The sequence below is a fragment of the Flagellimonas sp. MMG031 genome, from assembly GCF_040112705.1.
In the GTDB taxonomy this organism is placed as follows: domain Bacteria; phylum Bacteroidota; class Bacteroidia; order Flavobacteriales; family Flavobacteriaceae; genus Flagellimonas.
Map to the genome: position 1 here is coordinate 1,823,326 of NZ_CP157804.1, position 23,977 is coordinate 1,847,302.

Sequence of the window (23,977 nt, forward strand, 5' to 3'; positions counted from 1 at the left end):
ATAATGGAAACCTTTTTTAAAATTTTTGCAGTTGTCTTCACGCTGTTGTTCGGATACGCGATAGCTGTTCAGTTCAATGACCCTGACGCTGTAAAATGGATTTTAATTTATTTTGCAGCAGCACTGGCCTCAGTACTTTTCTTGTTGAAAAAGCTGAAGTCCGGTATCTATTTTTTTCTTTCGGGATTCTTCATCATGCTTTTTATTCTATATTGGCCGGAAACCTGGGAAGGAGTTCAGTTGGACCATGGGATGAAAACCGTGAATATCGAGGAGGGCCGTGAGTCCTTGGGGTCTTTGATAGCGGGAATTGTGATGTTGGTCTATGGCTTTAGGACCCGTTTTATCGGCCGATCAAAAATCTAGGTCAAACTCCTTCCGGAGCAAATCCAAGTTCGGGTTTTTCTCCCGTAACTTTTCATACTTTTCTTGAGGGGTAAAGGCAAACTTTTTGGCTACCTCTTCGTTTACCGTAATATGTAACGAGATGGAGTAGTTGTTCAGTTTTTGCTTAAGGTAATCCAGCATCAAACTTTGTTCCCGCTCTATCTCCTTTTTCATGGTGCCATTGGGAAGTTCTATCCAAATGGTATTTTCATTCTTGAGTTTGGGCACATCGGTCTGTAAATTGCTTGCCAGTATTTTTCTGCCTTGTTGCTCCAATTGGTTGACAAAATCATCCCAATGTTCTTGCATTTCCTTTTCCTCAAAAGTATCCTTGGGAAGGTCCTTTTCGTCAACACTGGGTGCTTTGGTGTTTTGATGCTCTTTTTTGACCTTGATGCTGGATAGGGATAGACCCGAGACCCTTTTTTCAGCACCTTTTATGGCAATCTTTTTAGGTTGATAGCTTTTTTCGGGTTCGCTGACCAGTTCTTTTTCAACTTCGTTTTCATCTGGCGCATCATCCACCTTGGGCACCATTTCTTGGGTTGATGCCATGGTCGCCTGTTCTATTGGTGTCTTTTTTGAAGGAGTTTCAGGTGAATGGGTTTCAGGGACTTTAATACCGTTTGAAACGATTTTTGTCTCCTTGAAATGTGAAGCAGGTATTAAGAAATTAGAGTTTTTTTTTTCTCCATCGAAAGTGATGGACGCTAGCTTCATGAGTGTGAGTTCTACCAGCAGACGTTGATTTTTACTGGTCTTGTACTGCAAATCGCACTCGTTGGCCATATCTAGAGCTTTCAACAAAAACGCTTTGGATGCCTTTTTGGATTGCTCTTGATATTGACCTACCACATCTTCACCTACTTCCAATAAACTTAAGGTATCCTTGTGCTGGCACACCATCAAATCCCTGAAATGGGAGGCAAGGCCGGTTATAAAGTGATGACCGTCAAAACCAAGGGACAAGGTTTTATTGAACAGGACCAAAAGTTCGGGAATGTTGTTGTCCAAGATCAAATCTGTGGCGGAAAAATAAATGTCGTAATCCAGCACATTCAGGTTTTCCGTAACGGCCTTTCTGGTGAGTTCTTTCCCAGAAAAACTTACTACGCGATCAAAAATGGAAAGGGCATCGCGCATAGCACCGTCCGCTTTTTGCGCTATGATGTGCAGTGCACTTTCTTCCGCATCAATGCCTTGTTGTTCCGCAATGTACTTTAAATATTCAGTGGCATCCTTAACGGTGATACGCTTAAAGTCAAAAATTTGACAACGCGAAAGGATGGTTGGAATGATCTTGTGCTTTTCCGTGGTCGCCAAAATAAAAATGGCATGCTTTGGTGGCTCCTCCAAGGTCTTCAAAAAAGCATTGAAGGCCGATTGGGAGAGCATGTGCACCTCGTCGATGATGTACACTTTGTATTTGCCCGTCTGTGGAGGAATACGCACCTGATCTATAAGGCTTCGGATATCATCCACAGAATTATTAGAAGCTGCATCGAGCTCAAAAATATTGAAGGCGAAATCCTCATCTTCCCTTTCGGTACCATCTTGATTTATTTTTTTGGCCAAGATTCGGGCACAAGTTGTTTTACCAACGCCCCTTGGGCCACAAAATAAAAGAGCCTGTGCCAAATGATTGTTTTCAATGGCATTCATTAAGGTGTTGGTTATGGACTGTTGGCCCACAACATCCTTAAACGTCTGGGGTCTATATTTTCTAGCCGATACAATAAATGGTTCCAATGCTGGGAAAAATAGATTTCATACAAATATAAAAATAGCAACGGCTAAAGTTTGTCGCAAGTGAAGAGTTCCCTCTTTTTTTATTAACAATTGGATTACCTTTGCAGCCAGCAGGCCACCTTATCGCCGTGTACTGAACTTGTTTCAGTGCCTTCATGGGAATCAAACCGATTCCCTTGGAGGTCCCAGATCAAGTCTGGGACAAGGAGGAAAGTCCGGACACCGTAGTGCGGCATAGCGGGTAACGCCCGTCCGCCGAAAGGCGAGGACCAGTGCAACAGAAAGCAAGTACAGTTCGGCTGTAGTGAAATCAGGTAAACTCTATGCGGTGAAACGTCATGTAAACCAATGTTTGAGGGCTGCACGCCCGAGTTGGAGGGTAGGCGGTTGGAACACTTGGGCAACCATTTGTCTAGATAAATGATAAGGACTCCCAAAGTTAATTTGGGATGCACAGAATCCGGCTTATGGCCTGCTTTTATTCTTCTTTTTCTTCAAAAAAACTGAAAATGCTTCCCCCATATTTTCGCTGCTCGGAAAACTTAGGGTGCTCCGAAAGGTCGGTTTGGTCGGAATGTTCAATAATCAAAACTCCATCTGGCAGCAAAAGGTCCTCTGCGAAGACCAAATCTGCGATTTTCAAAAATTGTTCTGTATCAAAATCATAGGGTGGGTCAGCAAAAATGAGGTCAACTGGTTCCGATGTCCCCTCCAGAAATTTGTAAACATCCGATTTAACGGTATTAATGGAAAAATCGAGTTCATTGGCTGTATTGGAGATGTACCGCACACAACCTTGAAAACTATCAACGGCCGTAATCTGTTCCGTTCCCCTTGAAGCAAATTCAAAACTAATGTTTCCCGTGCCCGAAAATAGGTCCAGCACCTTGAGTTCATCAAAATAAAACCTATTGTTCAATATATTGAACAGGGCTTCCTTGGCCATGTCGGTGGTCGGCCGGACGGGCAATTTTTTTGGTGCGGTCAACCGCTTTCCTTTATATTTTCCAGAAATGATGCGCATTTAGAGCGAGCTTAAAATGGAAAAATCGATGCTTTCGTTTTCCAATTGTTCCAAAGGAAAGGACGGATTGCTCGGGACAAATACGGAAACGTTTTTGATGTATTGGTAGCAGATATCATAGATAGGGTCACCTTCTTCAATGGCACCAAAGAGTTTGAGCTGTACTCGTTCAAGGTCTATCTGCAATTGTTCCAAACTGAATAACAGGTAGTACAGAAAATCCTCTTTGGTCTTGTATTCAAATTGGTTGTAGAAGAGCAGTTTTTTATCGGAAATTACCATCATTTCCATTTCTCCTTTGGAAACCTGAACGTAACAAATGGGTTCGGTGGTAGTTCTGTTTTGGTTCAAAAGGGTGTTGATAAGGACGGTGCCACTATGTTTGAACTCAAATTCCCCGAAAAGGTCAAAAATATAATTGTTGACATTGGTATAGGGCACGTATACATTGACAATATCCTGATTGGGTATCTCATCATAGGCGATTAAATCGTTCGCCATAATCTTGGTGTTGAACTTGAGATAGTTGGGGAGCTCCTCTTTATGAAAAAGCGGTTTGGGCACAAGTCCAAAAAGGTTGTTTTTGTGAATCACCATTACTTCGGAAAAGTTATGGCCCACCTCGCCTTGTTTACCCAATTTTTCCTTGAGTTCCTTGAGCATAAGATAGGGGGTAAGCTGCGATTTGAAGTCTACCCGTTCAAAGGCAAGGATTTTATGGGATACGGTATCCAGTACACAAAAAGAAAGTCCATTCAAGCCAGCTTGAATGGACAATTTTCTATGAGTGCTATTTGTGGTGTTCTGTACTATAGCTAGTTGTTCTTTTTCCTGTCGTAAACAGGTGGCCAGTTACCGTTGGTACTAACATCGGTCAATGAGCCAACTTTGATTTCCGTGCCATTTACCTCTTCCACACTTTGGTAAGAGTTTTCTTTTTCTACCAAGTCTTGTGGTTGATCGTAAAGCACTACGTTCTTTTTCACTTTGGCCTCGAATACAGGGGCCTTATAGCCACTTTTATCGATGATGTCCGCTTTCATTTCAAACTTCTCATCGTTCTGCGCGTAAGGTACGTTCATCATGGTTTTGTAACGGTCGTCTGCTCCAAAAAGTGAATCCTTAACCTTAACTGTGCCCAAGGTATCGATGATGACAGTGTCTTGTTGCATCTCAATTTGGTACACTCGGTCGTATCTCATAAAAGAGGAATCACGTTGCGTGGTGATGGTATAATTTCCGGTGTCGATAAATTTGATTAAGCTTTCAAAATCGTTGGCGTATTTTCCGTTCACCGTTTTGTAGGCTTCCTGAGAATCCCGGATGTCCTTTAGTTTGTTGATTACCTTGGCAAATCTTTCGTTTCTTACCTTGTTAAATTCGATGGGAGCATTAATGGAATCGTATATTTTGTATCCTAGGAAAATGCTCAAAATTCCAAAGAGAATCACCAGTACAGGCTTCACTTTTTGAGGTAAAAATCTATCGATCAAGAAAACAAGCCCTACGGTCACAAGGCATATTAAAACAACAATAAGAATTAAGTTTAACATATCTGATACTGTCTTTCAAAGTTAATTTAGTGGTTAAAGACAAATCTACAATATTTTTTTTATTGGGAAACTTTTTGCTTTAAAAAAGACCACTATATTTAGGCTCCATGAATGATGCTACCGTACCTACATTTTTAAAAATTTTAACCGAGAAATTTCCCCATTCACCTACCTTAAAACAGGATGTAGCCCTTAATAAGCTGGCTAACTTTGTTTTAGGAAAACAAAAGGACAGACTGTTCCTTTTAAAAGGATTTGCAGGAACGGGAAAAACGACACTGGTAGCTACCCTGGTGAGCAGTTTATGGAAGGTGAAAATGAGTGCGGTATTGATGGCCCCGACAGGTAGGGCGGCCAAAGTGATGTCCGTTTATTCCGGAAACAAGGCCTTTACCATTCATAAAAAGATATATTTTCCCAAAAAGCAGTCAGGCGGAGGAATCCAATTTGTGTTGGCTCCGAACAAACATCGCAACACCATTTTTATTGTGGATGAAGCTTCCATGATTCCTGATACCCCAGCGGATTCCAAATTGTTCGAAAACGGTTCGCTTTTGGATGACTTGATGCAGTACGTGCATTCGGGACATAACTGTAAATTGATATTGATCGGGGATACTGCGCAGTTGCCTCCCGTAAAGCTGGAACTCAGTCCTGCACTGGATGAGGGCCGCTTATCCTTACATTATAACAAGGATGTCGAATGTTTGGAACTCGATGAGGTGATGCGACAATCGGGCGATTCCGGTATCCTTCACAATGCCACCAACCTCCGTGAGCAATTGCAATCCGAGTTTTTTGAGGAGTTTAAGTTTGAGCTCGGCCATTTTACCGATATCGTTAGGCTTATCGATGGCAACGAAATCCAAGAGGCGATTGATTCGTCCTACAGTGAAAACGGCAAGGAACAAACAGCTATCATTGTACGTTCCAACAAGAGGGCCAACCTGTACAATCAAAATATTCGTGAACGTATCCTTTTTTTGGAAAATGAAATTGCCGTAGGTGATTATATGATGGTGGTCAAGAACAACTACTTCTGGCTAAAGCCCAATTCCGAGGCGGGGTTTATTGCCAATGGTGATATTATAGAGGTGCTCGAACTGTTTGCCATAAAGGAGTTGTATGGCTTCAAGTTTGCCGAAGTAAAGGTAAAAATGGTGGATTATCCCAATCAAAGGCCCTTTGAGACGGTTCTACTGTTGGATACCATTACAGCGGAAACACCATCACTTTCCTATGAGGACGGAAATAAACTGTACCAAGAGGTGATGAAGGACTACGCCCATGAAAAAACCAAATACCGCAAGTTTTTAGGTGTCAAAAACAACAAGTTCTTCAATGCCCTGCAGGTAAAATTCTCCTATGCCATTACCTGCCATAAGTCCCAAGGGGGACAGTGGGATACGGTATTCGTGGAACAACCATATTTGCCCAATGGGGTGGACAAGGATTACCTGAGGTGGTTGTATACCGCCGTAACAAGGGCCGAGCGTCAACTCTATTTAATAGGTTTCAAGGATGATTTTTTTCTTGGCTAGGAAAAGGCTAATTTAGACATCGGCATGAACATTGAACCAGATACCATAATAAGTTTGTTTTTAGGGATAGGATTGGCGGCCTCCGCCGGTTTTCGTGTGTTTTTGCCCCTTTTTGCCCTTAGTTTTGCGGCTTATTTAGGGGTGTGGGAACTCAACGATAACTGGCAATGGATTGGGAGTTTAACCGCGCTCATTACCCTGGGTATTGCCACAGTGGTCGAGATATTTGCCTATTTTATACCATGGGTCGACAATGCCCTGGATACCATAGCCCTGCCTTTGGCCGGGATAGCTGGCACTGCCGCAGTGGTAAGCACCGCAAGCAATATGGATCCGGTGATTACTTGGTCTTTGGCCATCATTGCCGGGGGAGGAACCGCTACGGCCATCAAAGGAGCCAATGCTACGGGTAGGTTGGCTTCCACAGGGACCACGGGTGGATTGGCCAACCCATTGGTATCGACCGTTGAAACGGGAGCGGCCGTTGCCGTGAGTACCGCCTCCATATTAGTGCCGCCCATTGCTGCAATATTGGTCATCATCATTTTGCTGATCATCTTCAGAATTTACCGAAAAATACGGCCCAGAGCCAAATAACCTTTGTTCAAACCAAAAACCTAAAAGTGAAGATAATATCCATGATTCCCGCTCGCTATCAAGCCTCGCGCTTTCCTGCCAAATTGATGCAGGATCTCGGTGGGAAGCCTGTCATTGTAAGAACCTACGAAGCGGCGGTCCATACTGGACTTTTCGACGATGTATTTGTAGTGACCGATAGCTCCATTATTGCCGAAGTCATTGAAGCTATTGGCGGAAAAGTCATTATGAGCAAAAAAACACATGAAAGCGGCAGCGATAGAATTGCCGAAGCCGTAGAAGATATGGATGTGGATGTGGTAATCAATGTGCAAGGTGATGAGCCTTTTATCGATGCAGATAGTTTGGGAAAAATCATCAAAGTGTTTAAAAATGATACCGAGCAGGAAATTGACCTGGGTTCGTTGATGACACCCATTACCGATTGGGACGAAATATCCAACCCCAATACGGTAAAGGTCGTTGTGGATAATCAGGGGTTTGCCCTGTATTTCTCGCGTTCGCCGATTCCCTATCCTCGGGATGAGAAAGTGGATGCCACCTATTACAAACATAAAGGCGTCTACGTATTCAGAAAAAGGGCGCTGATGGATTTTCAAAAGTTGCCCATGTTGCCTTTGGAAGCCAAGGAAAAAATAGAGGCCATTCGCTTTTTGGAATATGGCAAAAAAATAAAAATGGTAGAGACCCATGTCACCGGTATCGAAATTGATACACCTGAAGACTTGGAACGTGCACGAAAAGTATGGAAGTAGATTTCAGCAATATAAAAACCATTGGTTTTGATGCCGATGATACCCTTTGGGTCAACGAGACCTATTTTAGGGACACCGAAGAAAAGTTTGCGGAACTTTTGGAAGGCTACGAAACCAAGAACAAAATAGACCAAGAGCTCTTTAAAATGGAAATGGCCAATTTGGACAGCTACGGTTACGGCATCAAGGGGTTTATGCTTTCCATGATAGAATCCGCATTGGACCTTTCCAACAACAAGGTCCCGCAAGAGACCATTGCCCAAATCTTGGAGCTAGGTAAAAAAATGATTTCGCATCCCGTGGAACTCCTCGATGGGGTGGAGGAAGTACTTGCCAAACTATCGGGAAAATACAGATTGATTGTACTTACCAAAGGCGATCTTTTAGATCAGGAACGAAAGTTGGAAAGATCGGGACTTTCCCAATATTTTCATCATGTGGAGGTGTTGAGCGATAAAAAGGAAAGCAATTACAAGAATCTGTTGGACCACTTGAATATCGATGTCAAAGAATTTTTGATGATAGGAAACTCCTTAAAGTCGGATGTATTGCCTATCTTGAATATTGGAGCGCAAGCGGTTCATGTGCCCTTTCATACCACTTGGGCCCACGAGATGGTATCGGAAGATGAAATGGTCAATAACCACTTGAAATTGAACCGTCTAAAGGATGTTTTGAAGTATTTGGACAACTAAATGAAGACAGCGAATAATTTGAAGAAGCAAGAAGAAATAGCCTCAACCCACAAAACGGCCCATAAAAATTTTCCCATGGTACCCAGGGTCATTTTTGGGGCGGGATGTTTTTCGCAATTGGGCGACATTTTATTGCCCCAACGAAAAAGTTCGGAGGCCCCCTTTATATTTTTGGTGGATGATTTTTTTGAGAACACCGAGTTCATGGCCAAAGTGCCCCTTATGTTCAATGATGAAATCATATTCATCTCAGCCGAAGAAGAACCCAAAACGGCCCAAGTAGATGCTTTGGTTGCCCAAATACGTGAAAAGTACAAGGAAATGCCCTCAGGTATCATTGGAATCGGTGGGGGAACCCTGCTCGATCTGGCCAAGGCCGTATCCATATTGTTGAACAACAAAGGATTGGCCAAGGACTATCAAGGGTGGGACTTGGTGAACAAGCCAGCACTGTATCACGTGGGTATTCCTACGATTAGCGGAACTGGGGCAGAGGTTTCACGGACCACGGTACTCTTGGGTCCAGAAAAAAAGTTGGGAATCAATTCCGATTTTACCCCCTTCGACCAAGTGCTGTTAGATCCCGATTTTAGTGAAACCGTGCCCAAGGAGCAATGGTTCTACACGGGAATGGACTGCTATATCCATTGCGTGGAATCGTTAACAGGCACTTATTTGAACGCTTTTAGCCAGAGTTACGGTGAAAAGGCGCTGGAATTGTGCAAGGAAGTCTTTTTGGAAGATGTACCGGCTGAGGAATCCCGCGATAAATTGATGATGGCCTCCTGGCATGGTGGAATGAGCATCGCCTATTCACAAGTAGGGGTGGCACATGCCATGAGCTATGGTCTATCGTATTTATTGGGTGTAAAGCATGGTATCGGAAACTGCTTGGTGTTCCAGCATTTGGAGGAATTTTATCCCGAAGGAGTGGCACTGTTCAAAAAAATGATGGACAAGCATTCGATTACATTGCCCAAAGGTATCTGTGCGGATCTTACCCAGAATGACTTTGATGTAATGGTCAATGTTTCGATGGGATTGGAGCCACTTTGGGAAAATGCCTTGGGAAAGGATTGGAAAACCAAAATGACGCCCGAAAGACTTCAGGCCTTGTTCGAAAAAATATAGGATTGGTTCTACAAGGAACGAATCCTTCAAATCATGCAGTCACTAGCGAAGTTTATTTATTTTAAGTTGTTGGGTTGGAAACTCAACGGACAGTTTCCAAAATTGGATCAATGTGTCGTCATTGTGATTCCGCATACCCATTGGTTGGATTTTTTTCTCGGCCTGTTGATTCGAAAAGTCATCAAGGAAGAAATCAACTACATTGGAAAAAAGAGTCTTTTCAAGCCTCCGTTCGGATGGTTTTTTCGTTGGACGAGAGGAGCACCCGTAGATCGTTCCAAAAGCTCCAATACGGTGGACAATATCGTTCAAATCTTCAAAGAACGAAAAGTATTCCGCTTGGCATTGGCACCTGAAGGTACCCGTAAAAAAGTAATCCAATTGCGAACCGGGTTTTATCATATTGCCCAAAAGGCCAATGTACCCATTGTGATGGTGGCCTTCGATTTTGGCAAGAAAGAAATCAAAATTGGCGATCCATTTTGGGTAACCGATAATCAGGAAAGCGATTTTGCAAAAATCCGTGATTTCTATAGGGGGGTAAAAGGCAAAATACCAGCCTACAGTTTTCCTTGAATCTTGAGTGACAATAATTGTCCATAAGATTTTCTACCCTACAACCAAACCACTTCTACCTAATTTCCGTACGTAAAAGTACAGCGACCAATTCGTCGGACTAACCAAAAAGGTCTTGTTTGCCTTTCGGTATTAAATCTTAGTACGAGTTAGTGGTTTACATTGTTTTAGGTTAGGTTAATTAGGTGTCTTAAGGATCTACAGTTTTGTAGGTCCTTTTGATTTTTTAGTGCCGTTGTTTCCTCGTGGTAAGCATTCCATAAACTTTATAAATGGATTTGGTCCCAAGGCCTGGCGAATTTTTGAGCATTATAAACCCTATATTTAGGCAACCAAAACTAACTCAAATTATGAAGCTCAAAAATTCGAGAAAAAATTCTAGGTATCTCATTGCCTTTGCAGGTTTAATGCTTACTTCGACATTATCCGCACAAGATTGGAACGGGTACACCCCCTCCTCCATGGAAAAACAAGCACAAACAGAGGCTACTTTTCTGAAAACCGTGGATTTTCCAAAATATAGGGAGCATCTTCAAAAACTCACGGAAAAACCCCATGTGGCCGGAACTGCTGCCAATGAAGAAGTGGCCAATTATATGGCCACCGTCATGGAAAATGCTGGGATGAAAGTGGATTTCTATCCTTATGATATTTATATGTCCACTTCTGGTGGAAGCTCCTCGGTGGAACTGGTTACGCCCTACCGTAGGCCATTGAACCAGCAGGAAAATATTTTGGATGAAGACCGGTTTTCTTCTGACCCTACCTTGGAGAAGGGCTGGAACGCCTATTCAGGAAACGGTGATGTAACCGCTGCGGTGGTGTATGCCAATTATGGGACCAAGGAAGACTTTGAACGCCTCGCTGAAATGGGTATTGATGTAAAAGGAAAAATTGTTATTGCCCGTTATGGACGGAATTTTAGGGGATACAAGGCCAAATTTGCGGAGCAATATGGTGCAGCGGGACTTATTATGTATACCGACCCTGCCGATAGCGGGTACACCAAAGGCTTGGTCTATCCCGAAGGATACACCTATAATGAAAGTGCTATACAACGGGGCTCCGTTCTTACTTTGGACTATCAAGGAGACCCACTGACCCCTTTTGAACCTGCACTTCCCTTGGACAGCAAAATGAAAGTTCAGCGGATGGACCCATCAGAAACCACCTTGCATACCATACCCGTGTTGCCGTTGCCCTACGGTTCGGCAAAAGAAATTATTGGCAACATGAAAGGAAAACCGGTCCCGCAAGAATGGCAGGGCGGCTTGCCCTATACCTACCGACTTGAAGGTGGCGAGGAATTGACAGTTCGGCTATTTGTAGACCAACCCAAGGAATTTGTTCGTGTGAGCAATGTGGTGGGAACATTCAAGGGTACCGAATATCCAGATGAATGGATCATTCTAGGGTGCCATTACGACGCTTGGGCCTTTGGAGCCACGGACCCCAACAGCGGAACGGCCATGCTGTTGTCACTGAGCGAAAGCATTGGAAAATTGGTCAAAAGTGGAAACGGTCCCAAAAGATCTATCCTGATTGCACATTGGGATGCCGAGGAGCACGGTGTGATAGGATCCTCCGAATGGGTAGAGCAGCTCAAGGATGAATTGGGGGCCAAAGCGGTTGCCTACCTCAATTTTGATGGAGGTGTATCCGGAAAAAACTTTGGTGCATCTTCCTCTCCAACCTTGAAAAACTTGGTCTCTGAAATGGCCAAAAAAGTGGATTACCCCTATTCGGAAAAGTCGCTCTATGATCAGTGGAGAGGTGATAAGGAGGAGCCCACTATTGGTAATTTGGGAGGAGGTTCCGACCATATCGGTTTTTATATGCATGTAGGGGTTCCTTCGTTGAGCGGTGGAGCAGGAGGCCCTACCTTGTATCACACCAACTACGACAGTTTCCACTTTTACGAAACTTTTGTGGACCCCGAGTTTAAAATGGGAGGTACCATTGAGCAATGGACGGGACTCATGACCTTGCGTATGGCCAATGCCGAATTGATTCCGTATGACGTAGAACGATATGCTGTGGATTTGAAAGGGCACTTTGCCAAGGCCGTGGAAAAAATCAAAGGATTCCATGCCGAATTTGAAGGTTTTGATCAAGTGGACCAATCCATTACTACCTTGGAAAAGAACACCCAGCTTTTGGATGAAGCTTTGGCCAACGCCTTGTCGTCGGGCGCATTGTCCAAAAAGGAGATCAAGGACATCAACAAGCAATTGATTGCCCTGGAAAAAAGCTTTATCGATGAAAAAGGGATGTATTATGGATCCTGGTTCAAATCCTTGTACGCTTCAACAGATCCTTTCAGCGGATATGCTTCATGGATTTTACCTGGATTGGAATATGAGATTTCCTTGAAATCCACAGATCGATTGGAAGAGTGGGACCAACGTTACGCCAACGCTATCTCGTCCTTGGCTAACAAGGTTTTGACTTTGGCTCAAAGTATTCGATAAGTAGTTAAATGATTTAAACTAAAAAGGGGCATGGTCTGAAAACTATGCCCCTTTTTATATTGTTGATTTGGTAACTATTCCTTCATGGTGTGATATACGTTCTGCACGTCATCATCCTCTTCAATTTTCTCGAGTAGTTTTTCCACATCGGCTGCCTCTTCTTCGTTGAGTTCTTTGGTTACCTGTGGAATACGCTCAAATCCTGAGGAGATAATCTCGATTCCCTTGGATTCCAGTTCCTTTTGAATGGCCCCAAAATTTTCGAAGGGCGCATAAATATGAATACCGTCCTCATCTGTGAACACCTCTTCGGCCCCAAAGTCGATCATCTCCAGTTCCAATTCCTCTGGGTCGATGCCTTCGCCGTTGACGGTGAAGTTGCAAGTGTGATCAAACATAAATTCAACCGAACCGGATGTTCCCAAACTACCATTACATTTATTAAAGTAGCTACGGATGTTGGCCACTGTTCGCGTGTTGTTATCGGTGGCGGTCTCGATTAAAATGGCGATACCATGGGGTGCGTAGCCCTCAAAGAGTACTTCTTTATAATCCCCTTGGTTTTTGTCAGAAGCTCTCTTGATAGCACGCTCAATATTGTCCTTGGGCATGTTTACCGCCTTGGCATTTTGAATGACGGCACGGAGCTTCGCATTGGCATCTGGGTCGGGACCACCTTCCTTGACCGCCATTACAATGTCTTTCCCAATTCTGGTAAACGCTTTGGACATCGCTGCCCAGCGCTTCATTTTTCGTGCTTTTCTAAACTCGAACGCTCTTCCCATAACATCTTACATTCTGGATGCTGGCAAATTTAGCAAAAAATGCCCCTTTGTCAAGTCGATAATTTTTAACGCTGACCCACAATTTTTTCGATGGATTTTGCCAGGTCAATATCCTTTTGGGTAACACCTCCTGCATCGTGTGTGCTCAGGTGTATGTTGAGGGTGTTGTAGACATTTTCCCAATTGGGATGGTGGTTTTGCTTTTCACATGCAAAGGCAATTTGTGTCATCACAGAGAAAGCTTCCATAAAATCCCCAAAAGTGAAAGATTTTTGAATCATGTCATCCTTTAAGGTCCAGCCTGATAGATTTTTAAGGGCGTCTTTGATTTCTTCGGTATGTAATTTTTTCATAAATACGTGCTTTTTTAAAAGATAACCAATTTTAATGAGCTCAAAATAAAAAAGGCATACGGATTAGGTATGCCTTTAAAATTTATATTCCATCAGGTTTTATTCCAAATCAGCCATGTAAATTTTCCACTCTTGGAGAGGCCAATAAAAGTTATCCTCATTGGCCAAACTTTCATCTCGATCACCGTACAATAAAAACATTTTTCCGTTGAATATCGCCATTTGGTGTACAGCACTACCTCCGTTTGGATTGGATAGATTATGGGACAATTCCTTTAGACTATTATCTTCTGTATCGAACGCCCATATTTTGGTATTGTCATAGTTGACAGTTACATTTCCTAATCCTTGATCAGTAAAATCTAAAATTTTGTAACCCGTTACATAAATAATATTGTCATCTTTTTGAACAAAACTATGCTGAATTTCAGAGCCCAAATTTAGGGTTTGGATACTGTCAGGATTGTTCATGTCAATAATATAAATAGTGTCGGTGGCAGGTGTTAAATAACCAAACTCTGGTGAGCCGCCAAAAACATACATTTTATTGTCAACAATGGTTCCCCTTGCCCCGAATCGCGGTTCAGGAAGTTGCGCAAAAAACGTCAGGGAGTTATTGTTCAAATCCAACCTATAAATGTTTTTAGTCTCCTCAATGGCTCCTTGCCATTCATCCCCAAACCAAGTTGTTGCACCGCCTATGATGTAGACATAATCGTCTTGAACCGCCATGCCAAACCTTGACAAAACAATTTCGGTCCCAAATTCTTCTGAAATAAGTCCTGAATTGTAGTCGCTGATTACCTGATTTGTTAAATCAAAATCATATTTCCTTATTGAGCCTCCGCCAATACTAATCAGTTCATTATTTATAATATGTAACTGTTTTGTAGCCGAGCCTATATTTTCATAGTCTACAAATTCAGTTTGAGACATATCATCCAAATCAAATTTCACAACTCTATCTGGACGAATTTGTTGAGGATTATCAGGGTTTCCATAAGTATAGCCATCCTCACGAGTTACATAGAAGAAGCTATTGTCACTATTGGAACCAATCATTCCAGGGGAGTGGGTTTCAACTGATGCTGTTTCTACGGTAAAGGCTTCGGAAAAAACCAAGTCGTCAGGTGCAAACTTGTAATCGTTAGGAACCTTCGGAGTCAAAACAAAGTTGACTTGTACATCTAAGTCTTTGTTCGTTATATTTTTTGATTTTGCTGTTGCATTACTACCTAAAGTAAGTAATACACTGGATTCATCAGATATTTGAATATCAAAATCATCGGATGTCAAAGTTGAGTCGCTCTCTCCAACAAACGAAAATGGAGAGCTCTTTGGAGACCGATAATAGTCTAGAAGGGTTTCTTCAATATTTTGGGCTGATAGGTTTATGTCATGGCCTTTTCTCCATTCAAGTGAACCATTTTCTTTGTTTCCAGAAAAAACAATCTCATCGTCCAAAACATTAAAGTTATCAGATATATCAAACGATTCAGTTCCATTTGTTACTATTGCAGAAGATACTTTCCAAACTTTTAAATCTCCATTGTTTGTCAAAAAATCGACAGTTTTGTCCTGTAATTCAGATGTTGTTGGTTCGTTTTCGGTTGGTACTTCATCAGAAATAGGATCTTTAACAGGTGTGGCATCATCGGAACTACATCCATAGACAAATAACCCCAAGGTACATACAATTAAGTTTGCTTTAATTTTCATTTTTTTTGATTTAATTAATCGGGGTTATGTGCGGATGCTGGCAATTTATATTTTTCAGTTGGGATTTTTCATTCCCAATTGACGGATGCCCCTTTTCAATTGACGGATGCCCCTTTTCAATTGACGGATGAATATTTGTTTAAAATGATGTAAGAATAAAATGACCTATTCCTTGGATTTTTATGAGTTGGAATCCATGAAGCAATTAAACATCATTTCCAGTAAAATGCTTCTCAATAATCTCCTGACAACTGATACGAAGGTTCTTGGGCAGGATATTATCCTTGGGCAAAGCGGCCAAATACCTATCCTCATTGGTCGTGTACACCCTTTTGTACACGGGATGGTAATTGCCCAAGTGGGCTATGACCTCTTTGATGAACTCCTCATGCTGGATAAGGTCACTGCTCCCCAAATGATAGATTCCCGTTTTGTTCCTGTTGATCAGGTAATGGATTTGTTGGGTAAGCCTATCGTCGTTGGTCACATTGATGATCAGGTTGGGAAATACCTCAATCGGTTCATTGTTTTCAATATGTTCCTTGATTTCCCGAATTCGGGGAGAAGCATTGCCAAAGACCATGGGCACCCTTAAAATGGCCGTTTTTTCCTTGGGCAACCGCATCATCATGTTCTCGATCTTGATTTTGAGCCTACCATAAACACTCAACGATAAAGTCTTGTCATATTCGTAGGATGGAAATTTGCTGTAGGCATCGAACACGTTGGCCGAAGAAATAAAGTAGAGTTTGGCCTTGGTCCGCACCAAATACTCCATCAAATGCTGATGTGCCTGTATCTGTGAGGGAAAGTTTCCCCTAAGGGCCGATACAATAATGTCCGGGCGCACCTGTTCCAATACCTGAAAAATGTCGTCCTCTTCCAGATCGTAGCGCATAAACTGCTTGTTCTTGGCAAAAGAACGATTGGAATAATAGGTGCCATAGGTATCAAAATAGGAGCAAAGCTCTTTGTATATGGCATTGCCCACAAATCCGCTCGCTCCTAATATCAATATCTTTTTTTTATCCAAAGGCTAACTAAGTGTTTTTATAAAATGGCAGTTTTACCACCGTTGCAGGTACCTTGTTGATTCGTATTTGAATAAAAATTGGGGAGTCCACCTTGGAATGTTCCATGGTAACATATCCCAAACCGATTCCTTTGGAAAGGGAAGGGGACATGGTGCCCGAGGTCACCTTGCCTATTTGATTGGCCTGACCGTCCAAAATTGGATAGCCAGCCCTTGGAATCCCACGTTCCTCCATCTGGAAGGCAACAAGTTTTCTTTTGGAACCGTCTGTCTTTTCCTTCGATAGGTTTTCGCTGTTCACGAATTCCTTGGTGAATTTGGTAATCCAGCCCAAGCCAGCTTCCAACGGGGAGGTGGTGTCGTCAATATCGTTTCCGTAGAGGCAGTAGCCCATTTCCAAACGCAACGTATCACGGGCCGCCAAACCAATGGGCTTGATGCCGAAATCGGCGCCGGCTTCCAACACTTTGTCCCATACCTGTTGTACTTCGGAGTTTTTGCAATAGATTTCAAAACCGCCCGAACCAGTATAACCCGTTGCAGAAATGATGACATGCTCAATACCGGCAAAATCGCCGACCACAAAGCTGTAGAAGCTAATGGACGCCAAATCAACAGAAGTCAAACTTTGCATCGCCTCCACCGCCTTTGGGCCCTGAATGGCCAAAAGTGAATAATCGTCGGATATATTTCTCATGTCGGCACCAATGCCCTCGTTGTATTTGGAAATATGGTCCCAATCCTTATCAATGTTGGATGCGTTCACCACCAAAAGATAAGTTTCTTCCTTGACCCGATAAATGATCAAGTCGTCCACAATACCCCCCGTTTCGTTGGGCATGCAACTGTACTGCGCCTTGCCGACAGTCAATTTGGAAGCGTCGTTGGTCGTCACTTTCTGGATCAGTTCCAAAGCTTTGGGCCCTTCGACCAAAAACTCGCCCATATGTGACACATCGAACACACCCACCGCCTTGCGAACGGTTTCATGTTCCACATTTACACCTTCATAAGAAACGGGCATGTTGTAACCCGCAAAGGGCACCATTTTGGCTCCCAACGCTTTGTGCGTTTCGGTAAGTGCAGTATTTTTCATCGGCTCTAATTTTACGATGGGCAAATTTATAGAATTAATTAAGGATACCCTTATTTTCGGGTATTATGATTTTGCTAAAACTGAGGTCATATTCCATTTTTGATATGCCCAAAATTTGTATTTTCATCAAAATATGTAATCATGTCAAAAATCAAATGGAGCCTTTTGTCGGCTATTTTATTCATAACCGCTGGTATTTCCCAGGATTTGCCCACTGACTATCTTCCGGCCGATTTTCATAAGGATAGAAGGGATGCCGTAAGAGCTAAACTGCCTCCTAATACCGCAGTAGTGCTTTTTGCCAACGCAGAACGCAATCGGGCAAACGATGTGGACTACGTGTACCATCAGGACCCCAATTTTTACTATTTGACAGGGTACAAGGAGCCGAATGCCGTGCTGATTCTTTTCTCCGAACCCCAGACCGATGCCTCCGGAAATACGTTTGATGAAATATTTTATGTGCAAGAGCGAAATGCAAGAGCCGAGCAATGGACCGGAAAACGCTTGGGTGTTGAAGGCGTTAAGGAAAAGCTGGGTTTCAATATGGTTTTTAATGGTAGTGAATTTGAGAATTTCCCCTTGGATTTTCAATCTTTTGATAACGTTTCCTTTGTTGATTTTCATAACGACTATCGTGATAAACCAGGAACGGCAGATTTGTTTGATTTGGTCAAAACCTTCAAGATAAAGGCAAACTACCCTGCCGATTATAACCCCATACGAAACCAGTTGTACAAAAGAATTGCTGGGGCCACTGTCGATAATTGGGGTGAGGTCGCCGAAACTATCCAAAGATTTATGGAGCGGAATCCCGAATTGCAAGAGGATGATTTGCTCAACGATTTCGTGGAGGCGAATTCCGATGAGATCCGCGATGAAATCAAAAACAAAGTGTTCGTGGTCCAAAGATCTTCCAATCTGGATTCCAGCATCCTGCCTTCGGTGATGGCCGAATTGCGACAGGATAAAACCCCAGAGGAATTGAAATTGCTCAAAAAGGCCATCGAAATTTCCGCAGTAGGTCAAATAGAGGTGATGAAGGCCATGCACCCCAATATGTCCGAGACTGAGATACAGGGCGTTCACGAATATGTGTACAAAAGGTATGGTGCCGAGTACGAGGGTTATCCCTCCATTGTTGGCGGTGGCCATAACGGCTGCATTCTTCACTACATCGAGAACAACAAGACCAAGGTTGGGGATGATTTGGTGCTGATGGATTTGGGAGCGGAATATCATGGTTATACTGCTGATGTGACCCGCACTATCCCTGCCAACGGAAAGTTTTCGCCAGAGCAGAAAGCTATCTACGACATCGTTTATAATGCCCAGGAAGCCGGGATTGCCGCGAGTGTCGTCGGTGCATCCTTTGGGGAGCCGCACAAGGCCGCTTTAACGGTGGTGACCCAAGGGTTGATGGATCTCGGAATCATTAAGGATGCCAAAGAGGCGAGAATCTATTTTCCACACGGAACCTCTCACTATTTGGGGCTCGATGTCCACGATGCAGGTACCTACCAAGCCTTCAAGCCCAATCAAGTGATTACTGTTGAGCCGGGAATTTATATACCCGAAAACAGTGCCTGTGATGAAAAGTGGTGGGGCATTGCCGTCCGAATCGAAGATGATATCTTGATTACGGAAGATGGGCCAGTCAACCTTTCTGCCATGGCACCACGCACCACTGAGGCTATCGAGGAAGTGATGAAGCAGCCTAGTCCGTTGGACAGTTTTAAACTGCCCAAACTGGATTAATGCTGCAGCAAGTATTGTTTCAGCTCTTCGTAATTCGCGATTCGATGTGATTTTTTCACCTTGTCCATCACTTTCTGAATCTGCGCGGGAATAGCTGGGCCTATACCCAGTGTTGCTTCCACCACATCCAAAAACTTGACGGGATGGGCCGTTTCCAAGAAAATACCAAAGGTATCGGGATGGGATTTTTGATATTCCTTTAACCCAAGATACCCTACTGCACCGTGGGGGTCCATTACGTAGCCCGTTTTGGTATACACCTCTTTCATGGTTTTTTTGGTAGCTTCATCCGAAAAGGAATAGGAGGAGAGGTTGTTTTGAAGTGTTTCCAAATCGTTCTGGTACAAATGCCTTATCCGCACAAAATTACTGGGGTCTCCCACATCCATGGCATTGGAAATTGTCGCTACGGAAGGCATAGGTTCATACACGCCTTTTTCCATGTATTTAGGGACCACATCGTTTACATTGGTAGATGCCACAAAATGCTTGATGGGCATGCCCAATTTTTGGGCCACCATTCCAGCACAGACATTTCCAAAATTACCCGAAGGCACTGAAAATACAATATCCTTTCCTTTTGATTTGGCTTGCTTGTAGGCAAACAAAAAGTAGAACAGTTGGGGCAGCCATCGGGCCACATTGATGCTATTTGCCGAGGTCAATTTTTTATGGTCCGTGATTTCAGTATCCAAAAACGCTGTCTTCACCATACGCTGGCAATCGTCAAAAACACCATCCACTTCCATGGCCTCGATATTTTGGCCCAGAGTGGTCAGTTGTTTTTCTTGGATTTCACTCACCTTGCCGCTGGGGTAGAGGATGACCACTTTTACCCCATCAACCCCTAAAAAGCCATTGGCAACGGCACCGCCGGTATCTCCAGAAGTAGCCACCAATACCGTAACATCCTGTTTTTGCCCTTGTGAAAAGTAGCCCAAACAGTTTGCCATAAATCGGGCGCCGACATCCTTAAAGGCCATGGTGGGCCCATGAAAAAGCTCCAAAGTGGCTACGTTTTTTTCAATGTCGACCACTGGAAACTCAAAATCCAAGGTGTTCGCTATGATTTCTTTCAGGATTTCATCGGGAATATCGTCGCTCACAAACTGGTGAATGGCTTTGAAAGCTATTTCGTGATTGGAAACCTTTTCAATAGTTTTAAAAAAATCGGTATTCAGTGGAGTAATTTTCTCCGGAAAGTAAAGGCCTTTATCCGGCGAAATTCCAGCAATGACCGCTTCCTTGAACGATGCCCTTATATGTTGATTGTTTAAACTGTAAAATTTCATGGGCTTTAGGTAATTTTTTTTACGCCTTGGCTGTTTACTTTGGAAATATGGATGTCGAAATCGATACCTATATTTTGATAGGTTTCCTTCATGGATGCTGCCACTTGTTGGGCTATCGTTTCACCTTTGCTCAAGGCAAAAATAGAGGGTCCGGAGCCTGAAATACCACTGCCGAGTGCCCCTGCCTTTAAGGCGTTGGCCTTGATGTCGTCAAAAGCGGGAATCAAAATGGAACGGATGGGTTCTACGATATGATCCTCCAAGGAACGACTTATCAAATCATAATCATTCTGAAAAAGCCCGGCGATGAGTCCGCCCAAATTGCCCCATTGCCGAATGCCTTGTTGCATGGAAATGGTCGTCTTCAAAATTTTTCGGGAATCGGACGTCTTGATTTCAATTTGTGGGTGGATTACCGTTGCGTACAATTCCGAAGGTGTCGGTATGGGGATAATGTCCAAAGGTTCGTAGCTCCGGACCAACGTAAAACCACCATAAATGGCCGGGGCCACGTTATCGGCGTGGGCCACATCGCTTGCCAGTTTTTCTCCCTGCATGGCAAACTCGACCAATTCGAGCTTTGAAAAGGGCTTCCCCAAGAGTTCGTTCATGGCCCAAACCGCTCCAGAGGAGCTGGCTGCGCTGCTGCCAATACCACTCCCAGGTTTGATGCGCTTATCAATTTCAATCTCAAATCCGCCCTCGTAATCACTTTTGTCCAAAAGCGCCAAACCAGCAACACCTGCAACATTTTGCTCAGCTTCCAAAGGAAGGTCTTGCCCCATGATTTTTGAAATACGAATCCCTTTTTCGGGAATCTTGCGAACCGTCATTGCATCACCCACCGAATCCAACGCCAAACCGAGCACATCGAATCCGCAGGATACGTTGGCTATGGTCGCCGGGCAAAATACCTTGATTTCTTCCATGGGTTAAAAATTTCCGATTCGTACAATATCTGCAAAGATACCCGATGCAGTCACATCTGCCCCCGCCCCGGCACCTTTTATGATCAAGGGTTGGTTCACATAACGGTCGGTAAAGAACAAAACGATATTGTCACTGCCTTCCAAATTATAAAAATCGTGCCCCTTAGGAATTTGCTGTAGGCCCACTTTCGCCTTTCCATCCTCAAACTGTGCCACATATTTTAATTTGCAGTCTTTCGCAGCTGCGTCGCTGTACAATTTTTGGAAATCGTCCTCATATTTTATCAAGCTTTCAAAAAAGGCTTCATTCGAATCGGTATCCAAGCTTTCTTTCGGCAGAAAAGATTCATTTTCAATGTCATCGATATCCAATTGATGACCGCTCTCCCTAGCCAATATCAAAATCTTTCGCATCACGTCCACGCCGCTCAAGTCGATGGTCGGGTCCGGTTCGGTGTACCCTTGTTCCTGTGCCTGTTTTACCACATCGTGAAAGGTGGTGGAATCATCGAAGGTGTTAAAGACAAAATTGAGACTGCCCGATAGCACTGCCTGTATTTTTCGGACCCTGTCCCCAGAGGCAATCAAATGCTTTAAGGTGTCGATGATGGGCAATCCGGCCCCTACATTGGTCTCAAAGAGGTAGGGGGCGCTATATTGTTTGGCCAATTGTTTCAACTCCTTGTAGTAGGCATAGTCCGAAGAAGAAGCAATTTTATTGCAGGTCACCACCGAAATGCTGTTTTTGAGGTAGCTCGCATAACTTTTCGAGACTTCTTCGCTCGCCGTGTTGTCTACAAAAATGCTGTTGCGGTAGTTCAAGGTATTGATGCGGTCGAAAAATTTCTGCTTGTCCGCCGGTTCCCCTTGCTCCAATATGCTTTCCCAATCCTTTAGGGAAATCCCGTTTTCATCAAAGGCCATGGTTCTGGAGTTGCTCATGCCGATGACGCGTACATTCAGTTTTAGCTCTTCTTTTAAATATTTTTTCTGCTGACGGATTTGTGCCAGGAATTTGGAGCCTACGTTTCCAACACCCATTACAAAAAGGTTGAGCTGCTTGATGTTTTCCTCAAAAAAGGTCTCATGAAGCGAATTGAGCGCTTTTTTGACGTCCTCTTTTTTGATGACAGCCGATATGTTTCGCTCGGATGCTCCTTGTGCAATGGCCCGAATGTTCACATTGTTTTTGCCCAAGGTGCTGAACATTTTACCGCTCAGTCCTTGATGGCTCTTCATATTATCACCGACCAAGGCTACAATGGTAAGGTCTTTTTCAACGATGACCGGCTTTATCTTTTTCGTGGAAATCTCGAATTCGAAAGTTTCGTTTACGGCCTCCGCTGCCACATCCACATCTTGGTCGGCAATACCTACGCAGATGGAATGTTCGGATGAGGCTTGGGTAATCAGCACAATACTGATGTTCTTGACCGAAAGCGTCTCAAAAAAGCGTTTGGAGATACCTGGAATTCCAATCATTCCGGGACCTTCAAGCGATAATAGACTAATGTTACCCACATGACTGATGCCTCGCACGGTTTTGCCATTTCCATTGGTGTTTTTGGCCACTAGCGTACCTGGGTTTTCAGGGTCGAAAGTGTTTTTTATGGCAATCGGAATTTCCTTGCCCAATACGGGTTGAATGGTAGGCGGATAGAGTACCTTGGCTCCAAAATGGGAAAGTTCCATGGCCTCTTGATAGCTGATGTGGGCCACGCACTTCGCCTGTTTCACCAACTTGGGGTTGGCCGTGTACATTCCGCTTACATCGGTCCATATTTCCAACATATCGGCATCTACAGCGGCGGCGATGATTGCAGCGGTGTAGTCGGAACCTCCCCTGCCCAAAGTAGTCAAATCGCCACTTTTACTGGAAGCCACAAATCCAGGCAATAGGGTGATTTGATGTTCGGCGGAGTCAAAATAGGCCTTGCAATTGGCATTGGTGATTGCAAAGTCGACATTGGCCTTGCCAAAATGGTTGTCGGTTTTGATGAGTTCCCTACTGTCCTTGTAAACTGCATCCAATCCTTCGGATTTCAAAAATTCACTGATGATAAATGAGGAAAGGAGTTCCCCATAGCTGACGATTTTATCGGAAAGCTTTGGCGTTATCTCCCCAATCAAAAAAGAACCTTCCAAAAGGGTTTCCAGTACGTTCAGCTCGCTTTTTACCTTGCTCAACGCCGCACTTTGTGACTTGACGGGAATCAGTTCGCGAATGGCCGATATGTGCCGGTCCTCAATCGCCTTGAGGCTATTTTTATAGTCGATATCTTGTTGGGAAGCCGCTTGAGAGGCGTTAAGAAGCACGTCGGTCACCCCTCCAAAGGCGGAAACGACTACCGCAATTTGCTGCTCTTTCTGTTGGGCCAAGATAGATTTGACCTTATTGATGTTTTCTGGATTGGCTACGGAAGTGCCTCCAAATTTTAGAACTTTCATAAATAAAAGGTGTTGAAAAAAGTTGTAAACAGATTAAAAAACGGACGGATTGATATATAGCAGACTTACCCCAAAGGGGTGGTAA

21 protein-coding genes and 1 other RNA gene are annotated in these 23,977 nt (G+C 43.6%); 10 read left to right on the forward strand and 12 right to left on the reverse strand.

Annotation, left to right across the window (positions count from 1 at the left end; translation table 11 throughout):
• Nucleotides 1-3: 3 nt before the first annotated feature.
• Entirely contained in the window at nt 4-366 is a 363-nt protein-coding gene (locus tag ABNE31_RS08235) for a transmembrane 220 family protein (RefSeq protein ID WP_349352996.1), read from the forward strand.
• Here ABNE31_RS08235 and ABNE31_RS08240 read toward each other — a convergent pair.
• On the reverse strand, nt 355-2,136 hold the full coding sequence (locus ABNE31_RS08240; protein WP_349352997.1) for a DNA polymerase III subunit gamma/tau: 1,782 nt from the start codon (nt 2,134-2,136) through the stop codon (nt 355-357). The two genes, ABNE31_RS08235 and ABNE31_RS08240, sit on opposite strands and share 12 nt — an antisense overlap.
• Before the next feature lie 107 nt (nt 2,137-2,243).
• On the opposite strand from ABNE31_RS08240, the gene rnpB reads away from it, so the two are divergent.
• Nucleotides 2,244-2,619: RNase P RNA component class A (rnpB, locus tag ABNE31_RS08245), an RNA gene on the forward strand.
• Here the strand turns inward: rnpB and ABNE31_RS08250 are convergent.
• The 3 genes from ABNE31_RS08250 to ABNE31_RS08260 are packed head-to-tail and all read right to left on the reverse strand — an operon-like array spanning nt 2,615 to nt 4,626.
• Nucleotides 2,615-3,160 (reverse strand): RsmD family RNA methyltransferase, encoded by a 546-nt coding sequence (locus tag ABNE31_RS08250; protein WP_349352998.1) that lies wholly within the window; start codon nt 3,158-3,160, stop codon nt 2,615-2,617. The two genes, rnpB and ABNE31_RS08250, sit on opposite strands and share 5 nt — an antisense overlap.
• Nucleotides 3,161-4,012 (reverse strand): DUF3822 family protein, encoded by an 852-nt coding sequence (locus tag ABNE31_RS08255; RefSeq protein WP_349353038.1) that lies wholly within the window; start codon nt 4,010-4,012, stop codon nt 3,161-3,163. It lies immediately after the preceding gene.
• On the reverse strand, nt 3,976-4,626 hold the full coding sequence (locus ABNE31_RS08260) for a hypothetical protein (RefSeq protein ID WP_179385413.1): 651 nt from the start codon (nt 4,624-4,626) through the stop codon (nt 3,976-3,978). Before ABNE31_RS08260 ends, ABNE31_RS08255 begins: the two co-directional genes overlap by 37 nt.
• 194 nt (nt 4,627-4,820) lie before the next feature.
• Here ABNE31_RS08260 and ABNE31_RS08265 point away from each other — a divergent pair, with 194 nt between their 5' ends.
• From ABNE31_RS08265 to ABNE31_RS08295, 7 genes are all read left to right on the forward strand, one after another.
• Complete coding sequence (locus tag ABNE31_RS08265; RefSeq protein WP_349352999.1) at nt 4,821-6,254, forward strand: AAA family ATPase; 1,434 nt, start codon at nt 4,821-4,823, stop codon at nt 6,252-6,254.
• Nucleotides 6,255-6,284: 30 nt separating this feature from the next.
• The gene (locus ABNE31_RS08270; RefSeq protein ID WP_179385510.1) at nt 6,285-6,851 is read left to right on the forward strand and encodes a DUF4126 domain-containing protein; all 567 of its coding nucleotides are present in this window, start codon (nt 6,285-6,287) and stop codon (nt 6,849-6,851) included.
• Nucleotides 6,852-6,892: 41 nt separating this feature from the next.
• Complete coding sequence (gene kdsB, locus ABNE31_RS08275; RefSeq protein ID WP_349353039.1) at nt 6,893-7,606, forward strand: 3-deoxy-manno-octulosonate cytidylyltransferase; 714 nt, start codon at nt 6,893-6,895, stop codon at nt 7,604-7,606.
• On the forward strand, nt 7,597-8,301 hold the full coding sequence (locus ABNE31_RS08280) for an HAD family hydrolase (RefSeq protein WP_293285198.1): 705 nt from the start codon (nt 7,597-7,599) through the stop codon (nt 8,299-8,301). The genes kdsB and ABNE31_RS08280 overlap by 10 nt, the downstream gene beginning before the upstream one ends.
• Nucleotides 8,302-9,432 carry an iron-containing alcohol dehydrogenase family protein gene (locus tag ABNE31_RS08285; protein WP_349353000.1) on the forward strand — a complete coding sequence of 377 codons (1,131 nt, stop codon included), beginning with the start codon at nt 8,302-8,304 and terminating at the stop codon, nt 9,430-9,432.
• Between the two features lie 33 nt (nt 9,433-9,465).
• A complete protein-coding gene (locus tag ABNE31_RS08290; protein WP_349353001.1) occupies nt 9,466-10,008 on the forward strand; it encodes a 1-acyl-sn-glycerol-3-phosphate acyltransferase in 543 nt (180 codons plus the stop codon).
• Between the two features lie 350 nt (nt 10,009-10,358).
• Nucleotides 10,359-12,479 carry a M28 family peptidase gene (locus ABNE31_RS08295; protein WP_349353002.1) on the forward strand — a complete coding sequence of 707 codons (2,121 nt, stop codon included), beginning with the start codon at nt 10,359-10,361 and terminating at the stop codon, nt 12,477-12,479.
• A 74-nt stretch (nt 12,480-12,553) separates the two neighbouring features.
• Here ABNE31_RS08295 and ABNE31_RS08300 read toward each other — a convergent pair whose 3' ends face one another.
• The 5 genes from ABNE31_RS08300 to gcvT all read right to left on the reverse strand — a co-directional run bounded on the left by ABNE31_RS08300 (nt 12,554) and on the right by gcvT (nt 17,465).
• Complete coding sequence (locus ABNE31_RS08300) at nt 12,554-13,264, reverse strand: YebC/PmpR family DNA-binding transcriptional regulator (RefSeq protein WP_349353003.1); 711 nt, start codon at nt 13,262-13,264, stop codon at nt 12,554-12,556.
• Between the two features lie 65 nt (nt 13,265-13,329).
• The gene (locus tag ABNE31_RS08305) at nt 13,330-13,617 is read right to left on the reverse strand and encodes a 4a-hydroxytetrahydrobiopterin dehydratase (RefSeq protein WP_349353004.1); all 288 of its coding nucleotides are present in this window, start codon (nt 13,615-13,617) and stop codon (nt 13,330-13,332) included.
• A gap of 99 nt (nt 13,618-13,716) precedes the next feature.
• Entirely contained in the window at nt 13,717-15,336 is a 1,620-nt protein-coding gene (locus ABNE31_RS08310) for a hypothetical protein (protein WP_349353005.1), read from the reverse strand.
• 205 nt (nt 15,337-15,541) lie between these two features.
• Nucleotides 15,542-16,369 carry a sugar nucleotide-binding protein gene (locus ABNE31_RS08315; protein WP_349353006.1) on the reverse strand — a complete coding sequence of 276 codons (828 nt, stop codon included), beginning with the start codon at nt 16,367-16,369 and terminating at the stop codon, nt 15,542-15,544.
• A 7-nt stretch (nt 16,370-16,376) separates the two neighbouring features.
• Nucleotides 16,377-17,465: a glycine cleavage system aminomethyltransferase GcvT gene (gene gcvT / locus ABNE31_RS08320; protein ID WP_349353007.1), complete on the reverse strand. Its 1,089-nt coding sequence runs from the start codon at nt 17,463-17,465 to the stop codon at nt 16,377-16,379.
• A gap of 141 nt (nt 17,466-17,606) precedes the next feature.
• Between gcvT and ABNE31_RS08325 the strand changes: the two genes are divergently transcribed.
• Nucleotides 17,607-19,223, forward strand: coding sequence for an aminopeptidase P family protein (locus tag ABNE31_RS08325; RefSeq protein ID WP_349353008.1), 1,617 nt, complete (start codon nt 17,607-17,609; stop codon nt 19,221-19,223).
• On the opposite strand, the gene thrC is transcribed toward ABNE31_RS08325, so the two are convergent.
• Genes thrC through thrA form a run of 3 tightly spaced genes read right to left on the reverse strand, consistent with a single transcriptional unit; the run spans nt 19,220 to nt 23,892 of the window.
• A complete protein-coding gene (gene thrC / locus ABNE31_RS08330; RefSeq protein WP_349353009.1) occupies nt 19,220-20,515 on the reverse strand; it encodes a threonine synthase in 1,296 nt (431 codons plus the stop codon). The two genes, ABNE31_RS08325 and thrC, sit on opposite strands and share 4 nt — an antisense overlap.
• A 5-nt stretch (nt 20,516-20,520) precedes the next feature.
• Nucleotides 20,521-21,444, reverse strand: a complete 924-nt coding sequence (locus tag ABNE31_RS08335; protein WP_349353010.1) for a homoserine kinase — start codon at nt 21,442-21,444, stop codon at nt 20,521-20,523.
• 3 nt (nt 21,445-21,447) lie between these two features.
• Entirely contained in the window at nt 21,448-23,892 is a 2,445-nt protein-coding gene (gene thrA, locus ABNE31_RS08340; protein ID WP_349353011.1) for a bifunctional aspartate kinase/homoserine dehydrogenase I, read from the reverse strand.
• Nucleotides 23,893-23,977: the final 85 nt, after the last annotated feature.

What these genes read in the sequence shown, in the direction of transcription:
- ABNE31_RS08235 (WP_349352996.1), top strand. Translation starts at nt 4, where the DNA reads ATGGAAACCTTTTTTAAAATTTTTGCAGTTGTCTTCACGCTGTTGTTC.
- ABNE31_RS08250 (WP_349352998.1), bottom strand. Translation starts at nt 3,160, where the DNA reads ATGCGCATCATTTCTGGAAAATATAAAGGAAAGCGGTTGACCGCACCA.
- ABNE31_RS08265 (WP_349352999.1), top strand. Translation starts at nt 4,821, where the DNA reads ATGAATGATGCTACCGTACCTACATTTTTAAAAATTTTAACCGAGAAA.
- kdsB (WP_349353039.1), top strand. Translation starts at nt 6,893, where the DNA reads ATGATTCCCGCTCGCTATCAAGCCTCGCGCTTTCCTGCCAAATTGATG.
- ABNE31_RS08280 (WP_293285198.1), top strand. Translation starts at nt 7,597, where the DNA reads ATGGAAGTAGATTTCAGCAATATAAAAACCATTGGTTTTGATGCCGAT.
- ABNE31_RS08285 (WP_349353000.1), top strand. Translation starts at nt 8,302, where the DNA reads ATGAAGACAGCGAATAATTTGAAGAAGCAAGAAGAAATAGCCTCAACC.
- ABNE31_RS08290 (WP_349353001.1), top strand. Translation starts at nt 9,466, where the DNA reads ATGCAGTCACTAGCGAAGTTTATTTATTTTAAGTTGTTGGGTTGGAAA.
- ABNE31_RS08295 (WP_349353002.1), top strand. Translation starts at nt 10,359, where the DNA reads ATGAAGCTCAAAAATTCGAGAAAAAATTCTAGGTATCTCATTGCCTTT.
- ABNE31_RS08300 (WP_349353003.1), bottom strand. Translation starts at nt 13,264, where the DNA reads ATGGGAAGAGCGTTCGAGTTTAGAAAAGCACGAAAAATGAAGCGCTGG.
- ABNE31_RS08305 (WP_349353004.1), bottom strand. Translation starts at nt 13,617, where the DNA reads ATGAAAAAATTACATACCGAAGAAATCAAAGACGCCCTTAAAAATCTA.
- ABNE31_RS08310 (WP_349353005.1), bottom strand. Translation starts at nt 15,336, where the DNA reads ATGAAAATTAAAGCAAACTTAATTGTATGTACCTTGGGGTTATTTGTC.
- gcvT (WP_349353007.1), bottom strand. Translation starts at nt 17,465, where the DNA reads ATGAAAAATACTGCACTTACCGAAACGCACAAAGCGTTGGGAGCCAAA.
- ABNE31_RS08325 (WP_349353008.1), top strand. Translation starts at nt 17,607, where the DNA reads ATGTCAAAAATCAAATGGAGCCTTTTGTCGGCTATTTTATTCATAACC.
- thrC (WP_349353009.1), bottom strand. Translation starts at nt 20,515, where the DNA reads ATGAAATTTTACAGTTTAAACAATCAACATATAAGGGCATCGTTCAAG.
- ABNE31_RS08335 (WP_349353010.1), bottom strand. Translation starts at nt 21,444, where the DNA reads ATGGAAGAAATCAAGGTATTTTGCCCGGCGACCATAGCCAACGTATCC.
- thrA (WP_349353011.1), bottom strand. Translation starts at nt 23,892, where the DNA reads ATGAAAGTTCTAAAATTTGGAGGCACTTCCGTAGCCAATCCAGAAAAC.